Origin of the sequence: Streptomyces sp. 13-12-16, assembly GCF_002114215.1 — a bacterium.
In the GTDB taxonomy this organism is placed as follows: Bacteria; Actinomycetota; Actinomycetes; order Streptomycetales; family Streptomycetaceae; genus Streptomyces.
This window is the reverse complement of sequence record NZ_NCTE01001187.1, coordinates 1,427-8,189: the sequence shown is the minus strand read 5'-3', so window position 1 is coordinate 8,189 and position 6,763 is coordinate 1,427. Positions and strand designations below refer to the sequence as shown.

Annotated in this window: 9 protein-coding genes; 4 read left to right on the top strand and 5 right to left on the bottom strand. The window is 72.0% G+C overall.

Annotated elements, in window-relative coordinates; genetic code table 11:
- Together B7767_RS37280 and B7767_RS37275 are read right to left on the bottom strand one after the other, a co-directional pair.
- On the bottom strand, positions 1-216 hold a 216-nt coding region (locus B7767_RS37280; RefSeq protein WP_143652857.1), incomplete at its 3' end, for a helix-turn-helix transcriptional regulator.
- Between the two features lie 169 nt (positions 217-385).
- Positions 386-1,027 carry a TetR/AcrR family transcriptional regulator gene (locus B7767_RS37275; RefSeq protein WP_085575865.1) on the bottom strand — a complete coding sequence of 214 codons (642 nt, stop codon included), beginning with the start codon at positions 1,025-1,027 and terminating at the stop codon, positions 386-388.
- Between the two features lie 88 nt (positions 1,028-1,115).
- On the opposite strand from B7767_RS37275, the gene B7767_RS37270 reads away from it, so the two are divergent.
- The 3 genes from B7767_RS37270 to B7767_RS37260 all read left to right on the top strand — a co-directional run bounded on the left by B7767_RS37270 (position 1,116) and on the right by B7767_RS37260 (position 3,331).
- A complete protein-coding gene (locus B7767_RS37270) occupies positions 1,116-2,267 on the top strand; it encodes an acyl-CoA dehydrogenase family protein (protein WP_085575864.1) in 1,152 nt (383 codons plus the stop codon).
- A 60-nt stretch (positions 2,268-2,327) separates the two neighbouring features.
- A complete protein-coding gene (locus tag B7767_RS37265) occupies positions 2,328-2,615 on the top strand; it encodes a YiaA/YiaB family inner membrane protein (RefSeq protein WP_030867144.1) in 288 nt (95 codons plus the stop codon).
- Positions 2,616-2,686: 71 nt separating this feature from the next.
- A complete protein-coding gene (locus tag B7767_RS37260) occupies positions 2,687-3,331 on the top strand; it encodes a TetR/AcrR family transcriptional regulator (RefSeq protein ID WP_085575863.1) in 645 nt (214 codons plus the stop codon).
- Here B7767_RS37260 and B7767_RS37255 read toward each other — a convergent pair.
- Positions 3,322-3,783 carry a MaoC family dehydratase gene (locus B7767_RS37255; RefSeq protein ID WP_085575862.1) on the bottom strand — a complete coding sequence of 154 codons (462 nt, stop codon included), beginning with the start codon at positions 3,781-3,783 and terminating at the stop codon, positions 3,322-3,324. The genes B7767_RS37260 and B7767_RS37255 overlap by 10 nt on opposite strands.
- A 131-nt stretch (positions 3,784-3,914) precedes the next feature.
- Here B7767_RS37255 and soxR point away from each other — a divergent pair, with 131 nt between their 5' ends.
- Positions 3,915-4,394: a redox-sensitive transcriptional activator SoxR gene (gene soxR / locus B7767_RS37250; RefSeq protein WP_085575861.1), complete on the top strand. Its 480-nt coding sequence runs from the start codon at positions 3,915-3,917 to the stop codon at positions 4,392-4,394.
- Positions 4,395-4,734: 340 nt separating this feature from the next.
- Here the strand turns inward: soxR and B7767_RS37245 are convergent, their stop codons facing one another.
- Both B7767_RS37245 and B7767_RS37240 read right to left on the bottom strand, forming a co-directional pair.
- Positions 4,735-5,802 carry an RNA ligase (ATP) gene (locus B7767_RS37245; protein WP_085575860.1) on the bottom strand — a complete coding sequence of 356 codons (1,068 nt, stop codon included), beginning with the start codon at positions 5,800-5,802 and terminating at the stop codon, positions 4,735-4,737.
- 148 nt (positions 5,803-5,950) lie between these two features.
- A complete protein-coding gene (locus tag B7767_RS37240) occupies positions 5,951-6,553 on the bottom strand; it encodes a hypothetical protein (RefSeq protein WP_085575859.1) in 603 nt (200 codons plus the stop codon).
- Positions 6,554-6,763 lie beyond the last annotated feature (210 nt).

Here is a 6,763-nt window from a genome sequence, read left to right as displayed (position 1 = left end):
CCGTCCCTGCCGTTCCTCGGTGAGCAGCCCGCCCGCGACCAGCTTGCCCAGGTGCTCGCTCAGCGTGGACGCGGCGACCCCGGCGTGCCGGGCCAGCTCGCCCGCCGTCCAGGCCCGCCCGTCCAGCAGCGCCAGCAGACACGCGGCCCGCGTCTCGTCGGCGGCCAGGGCGGCGAGCCGTGCGAGACCGGCCGCCCGGGGATCCTTGGTGGTCATGCCCCCAGCATGCGGCACGGACACTTCGGTCCTCACCGAAGCGTCCGGTCCCCGAAGGGGCACGGTCCCCTGCCGGCGCGCGCCCTGAAGGGGCGCGAGGAACTGCGCGACCAGCCACGACGGCGCCGCAGATGACCGACGGCCCATCGCCGCACTCCCGGCGGAGCGCTCAAGCGCCGGCCCGCACCTGCTCGTACTGCAGCGCCAGCCCGTCCAGCAGCGCCGTCAGCCCCGCCTCGAAGGCCCGCTCGTCGATCTTCTCCTGCTGCTCGGCGAGGAGATGGGCCTGTCCGAGGTGCGGGTAGTCGGCGGGGTCGTAGGCGCTGGCGTCGTCCACGAAGCCGCCCGCGAACGAGCCGAGCGCGGAGCCCATGATGAAGTACCGCATCAGCGCGCCGATGGAGGTGGCCTGCGCGGGCGGCCAGCCGGCCTCGACCATCGCGCCGTAGACCGCGTCGGCCAGCCGCAGCGCCGCCGGACGGCGGCCCGGACCGCGGGCCAGGACCGGCACGATGTTGGGGTGGTCGCGCAGCGCGGCCCGGTAGGAGACCGCCCAGTCGTGCAGCGCGGTCCGCCACTCCCGGCCGTCCTCGAACATCGACAGGTCGACCAGCGCGCTCACCGAGTCGGCGACCGCCTCCAGGATCTCGTCCTTGGTGCGGAAGTGGTTGTAGAGCGAGGGCCCGCTCACCCCCAGTTCCGCGGCGAGCCGGCGCGTGGAGACGGCCGCGAGGCCCTCCGCGTCCACCAGCGCACGGGCCGTACCGACGATCCGGTCGGTGCTCAGCAGGGGCTTGCGCGGTCGGGCCATGGCGCACATAGTAGGGCTGCGCCTTGAAACTAGCAGTGCTAATTTAAATGTGTACGTTTCACATGGATCTCACGTGGGGTGACTCGGTATGAACCTGGAGCTCAGCGAGGAGCAGGAGGCCGTCCGCCGGCTCGCCCGGGACTTCGTGGAGCGCGAGGTCGTGCCCCACGCCACCGCCTGGGACCGCGCCGAGGAGATCGACCGCGGCATCGTGAAGAAGCTCGGCGAGGTCGGCTTCCTGGGGCTGACGATCGACGAGGAGTACGGCGGCAGCGGCGGCGACCATCTCGCGTACTGCCTGGTCACCGAGGAGCTGGGCCGCGGCGACTCCTCCGTGCGCGGCATCGTCTCCGTCTCCCTCGGCCTGGTCGCCAAGACGATCGCCGCCTGGGGGAGCGAGGAGCAGAAGCGCGCCTGGCTGCCGGGGCTCACCTCCGGGGAGTACGTCGGCTGCTTCGGCCTCACCGAGCCCGGCACGGGCTCGGACGCCGGGAACCTCACCACGCGGGCGGTCCGCGACGGCGACGACTACGTCGTCAACGGCACCAAGATGTTCATCACCAACGGCACCTGGGCCGACGTCGTCCTGCTCTTCGCCCGCTCCACCGACGCCCCCGGCCACCAGGGCGTCTCCGCCTTCCTCGTCCCCACCGACACCCCCGGCCTGACCCGCCGCGCCGTCCACGGCAAGCTCGGCCTGCGCGGCCAGGCCACCGCCGAACTGGTCCTCGAGGACGTGCGCGTGCCCGCCTCCGCGATGCTGGGGCCCGAGGGCAAGGGCTTCTCGGTCGCCATGTCCGCCCTCGCCAAGGGCCGCATGTCGGTCGCGGCCGGCTGCGTCGGCATAGCGCAGGCCGCCCTGGACGCGGCCGTGCGCTACGCGGGGGAGCGGGAGCAGTTCGGGAAGGCCATCGCCCGTCACCAGCTCGTCCAGGAGCTGATCAGCGACATCGCCGTGGACGTCGACGCGGCCCGGCTGCTCACCTGGCGGGTCGCCGACCTGATCGACCGGGGGAAGCCCTTCGCCGTCGAGTCCTCCAAGGCCAAGCTCTTCGCCTCGGAGGCCGCCGTCCGCGCCGCCAACAACGCCCTGCAGGTCTTCGGCGGCTACGGCTACATCGACGAGTACCCGGCCGGCAAACTCCTGCGCGACGCCCGCGTGATGACCCTCTACGAGGGCACCAGCCAGATCCAGAAGCTGGTCATCGGCCGCGCCCTGACCGGGGTCTCGGCCTTCTGAGTACGCGCCTGAGTAGCTGAGCGGATGTGGCCGCGGCCACATCCGCCGATCCTTTTCCCCATGAGCGACACACCGGTCAAGCAGCAGAGCACGGCCGCCTTCTACGGTCAGGCCGTCGCGTCCTTCGGAGTGGCCATGGGCGCCACCGCGGTCGGTATCTTCAACCTCGAGGCCGATGCCTGGGTCCGCGCCTTCCTGGGCATCGCGGTCCTGTACCTCGTCACCTCCGCCTTCACCCTGGCCAAGGTCATCCGCGACCGCCAGGAGGCGGGGCAGATCGTCAACCGGGTCGACCAGGCCCGCCTGGAGAAGATGCTCTCCGAGTACGACCCGCTGCAGAAGCTGTGACGACGGGCGCGCTAAGCGAGCGCTCACCCTTGCCGGTATGGTGTTACCCCTGCCAGCGAATGAGGTGAGCGATGAGTACGGCGGAGGAGTCGGCCGGCGCCGAGGCGCAACCGTGGGGTGAGGTCACGCCCGACGCGGCCCGACGATTGCTGCTCGCCGCCGTGGAGGCGTTCGCGGAGCGCGGCTACCACGCCACGACGACCCGCGACATCGCGGGCCGCGCCGGGATGAGCCCGGCCGCGCTCTACATCCACTACAAGACCAAGGAAGAGCTGCTCCACCGCATCAGCAGGATCGGCCACGAGAAGGCCGTCGAGATCCTGCGCACGGCGGCCCGCGCCGAGGGCGGCCCCGGCGAGCGGCTCGCCGGAGCGGTCAGCTCCTTCGTCCGCTGGCACGCGGGCGGCCGGACCACCGCCAGGGTCGTGCAGTACGAACTCGACTCGCTCGGCCCCGACGCCCGCGACGAGATCCTCGGGCTGCGCCGGCAGGTCGACGCCGAGGTGCGCGGGATCATCGAGGAGGGCGTGCGCTCCGGCGAGTTCGACGTCATCGACGTACAGGGCACCACGCTCGCCGTGCTCTCCCTGTGCATCGACGTGGCCCGCTGGTTCAACGTCGACGGCCCCCGCACCCCCGAGGAGGTCGGCGAGCTCTACGCCGACCTCGTGCTCAGGATGGTCGGGGCCCGGGGGACCGGCCCCGCTCAGAGGTAGTAGCGGGCCACCGACTCGGCGACGCACACCGGCTTGTCGCCGCCCTCGCGCTCCACGGTGAACGCCGTGGCCACCTGGACGCCGCCCGGCACCTCGTCGACGGAGGTGATCGTCGCGGTCGCGCGCACCCGCGAGCCGACCGGGACCGGGGCGGGGAAGCGCACCTTGTTGGTGCCGTAGTTGACGCCCATCTTCACGCCCTCGACGGAGATCAGCTGCGGGCCGAACAGCGGCAGCAGCGACAGCGTCAGATAGCCGTGCGCGATGGTCGTCCCGAACGGCCCCGCCGCGGCCTTCCCCGGGTCGACGTGGATCCACTGGTGGTCCCCGGTGGCCTCGGCGAACAGGTCGATCCGCTTCTGGTCGACCTCCAGCCAGTCGGTGTACCCCAGCTGCTCGCCCACCGCCGCCTTCAGGTCGTCGACGGAGGTGAAGATCCTCGGCTCTGCCATGTCCCGGCCTCTCACGTCACGTAGTCGCAGCGCATCGGTGCGCGCATGCCTAAGCAACTGCTTAGCATGGTGTGCCGGGCGTTCCCTGTCAACGACGGCCGGCCGCCGGACGGGTGGGTAGGGTTCGGGGAGTGCCCCAGATACCCGAGAAGATCCACGAGCTCACGGTCGGCCAGCTCTCCGCCCGCAGCGGCGCCGCCGTCTCGGCGCTGCACTTCTACGAGGCCAAGGGCCTGATCAGCAGTCGCCGCACCTCGGGCAACCAACGCCGCTACAGCCGTGACACCCTGCGCCGGGTCGCCTTCATCCGTGCCGCCCAGCGCGTCGGCATCCCGCTCGCCACGATCCGCGAGGCGCTCGCCGAGCTGCCCGAGGGGCGCACGCCCACCCGGGACGACTGGGCGCACCTCTCCGAGGCGTGGCGCTCGGAGCTGGACGAACGCATCAAGCAGCTCAACCGCCTGCGCGACCACCTCACGGACTGCATCGGCTGCGGCTGCCTCTCGCTGGAGAGCTGCGTCCTGTCCAACCCGGACGACGTCTTCGGCGACCGCCTGACGGGCTCCCGCCTGCTGACGGAGAACGGCGCCCGACGCCGCCCCACCGCCTGACCCCCGCCACCCGGCCGCGGGCAGCCGTGCCGCGCAGCCGCGGGCAGTCGCGTCTCCCCAGTGCCTCAAGGGCCTGGGAGGTGCCCCCAGGGGCGACGGGGGTGCCCCCGCCCGAGCGCAGCCGAGGGTGGGGGAGGGTGGGCGGTGGGGGTACCTCCCGCTCATGGGGGAGAAGCCGAGAGTGGGGGAGGCACCCGGCAAACGCCGGCGAGTGGACCTGCGCCCCCAGCGCCGCCGAGGTGCGCAAACCCGCAGTCGGCAGGGAAACCGTACACATCTGCTCACAGCCGCGGAGGGCGGCAGCCACTGCAGCAGCCGCCAGTCCGGCCGCCCCCGCCGCTCACTCGTACTCCGTGCCCCCCTTGCGCGTCAGGTAAGCCGGGCTCACCGCCTTCGCTATCGCCCGGCCCCCGGTCACCGCGCTGTGCCGCTCGACGGCCGCGCGGATGACCACGCCCTCCCGCAGGTGCAGCCCCCGGCCGGACACCGTCTCGCGCCCGGTGGCGATCTCCAGCACCCGCCCGCTGTCGTACGGGCCCGTGAACAGCCGGGGCACCAAGGGCAGCCGGCCGTCCAGCAGCTCCGCCGCGTCCAGCCAGCGCACCCGGCCGCCGATCTCCGCCGACACGTCGAACACGGCGTACCCGAGGGTGTCGCGCCTTCCGTCCGCGCCGTACGCGAGGTCCTGCACGCCGGCGCCGTACACCTCACCGAAGATCCCGACCCGTCGGGCCCCCAGCCGTGCGGCGAGTTCCGCCGCGGCCTCGGCGACACCGTGACCGCGCACCGCCCGCCAGTACAGGTTGCGCGGGTCCTCCTTCAGCGCCAGCGACTTCGCGCCGAACCCCTTGGAGGAGACGTACACCCGGTCCTCCTCGGCGGAGTACGTCAGCAGGCAGGCCGTGCCGTGCAGCTTCTCCGTGAGCACCACGGGCTCGCCGGCGGTGAAGATCTCCGGGTAGCGCTGGATGTTCTCGACGTCGACCCAGGGCAGCAGCTCGGGCGCGGACTCCACCTCGCCGCTCATCGTCGGCGGGACGGGCGGCACCCACTTGGTGATGCCGAGCGGCTCCGCGAAGTCGGTGCCGTCCGCGGCGGCCCGTACGAGGTCGACGTCCGCGAGCGCCTTCGGGCGGCACACGATGCCCTGCGACAGCTCACCCCGCAGCCGGATCGCCTTGACCCGGTCGTGGTTCCCGCCCGCCAGGCGGCCGGTCAGGCCCAGCTCCTCGATCAGCGCGGCCGGCAGCACGGACTGCTCGGGGATGTAGACCGCGGCATCACCCGTGCGGTACGCGCCCTTGGCGACGACGGCCCGGTACAGGCCCACCTGGGCCAGTTCGAGGGCGTCGGCGCCCGGGTGTTCGTGGACGGTCAGGACTTCGGCGGTGACGCGCAGCGTCGACATCGGGACAGCTCCAGGGTTCTCAGGTGCGTTTCATCGCACCCCACTGTCCACACGACAAATCCCTGGTACGAGCGGTTTGACGCCTGCTAGGGTCCCCGGTCCGGCCGGGGGTGCGGCATCCCCTGCGCACCCCCTCGCTCCCTGCCTCTCAGGCCGACACCAGCAGCCTCGCCCGACGGGCGTCCGCCAGGGCCGCCGGGGTGAGCACGGGGCGCGGCACCAGGATCCCGCAGTCCGTGCAGACCGGTCCCGTCGACGGCTCGTGGTCCAGGTCGAAGCGCCACATGAGCCGTTCCCCCCGGCACACGGGGCAGACCGTACCCGGCTCGCGCTCCAGCGCGGCTATCAGCCGCCGCAGCACCTCGGCCAGCGGCTCGCGCGGATGCACCCGCGGATCGTCGCACCAGGCCACACCGAAACCGCCCCAGGTCAGCCGGTGCCAGTCGTCCACACTGCCCGGCCTGCGCAGTCCGTCGTGCTTCTCCTTCCTGCGGCGGTCGGCGAACTCCACCTCATAGGCCAGCCAGACCGCCCGGGCCTCCTCCAGCTCGTCCAGTGCGGCCACGAGCCGCGCCGGGTCGACGGAGCGGTCCTCGGGATCGAACCCGGCCCGCGAACACAGATGGTCCCAGGTCGCCCTGTGCCCGTAGGGAGCGAACCGCTCAAGGCACTTGCGCAGCGAATAGCGCCGCAGCGCCAGATCGCACCGGGGATCTCGGACCTGTCTCGCCAGACTCCGGAAACCGGCCATCGTCCTGCACCTCCGTCACACCTGCACCTGTAATCCGGTCACTTCGGCGTCGTCGAACGGACGTCGCCGAATAGACGTATCGACACGCGAATCGGCTCCATCCTTTTTTTCGATGGCCCCCATCAGCCGGCCGCGGGGACTCACGGGCCAACTCCCGTGATCCCTGCTTCAGTTGTGGTCGTTCACGGGGATACCGGCGGTAACCCGCTC

Coding starts and splice junctions, on each gene's coding strand:
- B7767_RS37275 (WP_085575865.1), bottom strand. CDS start 1,027: ATGGCCCGACCGCGCAAGCCCCTGCTGAGCACCGACCGGATCGTCGGT.
- B7767_RS37270 (WP_085575864.1), top strand. CDS start 1,116: ATGAACCTGGAGCTCAGCGAGGAGCAGGAGGCCGTCCGCCGGCTCGCC.
- B7767_RS37265 (WP_030867144.1), top strand. CDS start 2,328: ATGAGCGACACACCGGTCAAGCAGCAGAGCACGGCCGCCTTCTACGGT.
- B7767_RS37260 (WP_085575863.1), top strand. CDS start 2,687: ATGAGTACGGCGGAGGAGTCGGCCGGCGCCGAGGCGCAACCGTGGGGT.
- B7767_RS37255 (WP_085575862.1), bottom strand. CDS start 3,783: ATGGCAGAGCCGAGGATCTTCACCTCCGTCGACGACCTGAAGGCGGCG.
- B7767_RS37245 (WP_085575860.1), bottom strand. CDS start 5,802: ATGTCGACGCTGCGCGTCACCGCCGAAGTCCTGACCGTCCACGAACAC.
- B7767_RS37240 (WP_085575859.1), bottom strand. CDS start 6,553: ATGGCCGGTTTCCGGAGTCTGGCGAGACAGGTCCGAGATCCCCGGTGC.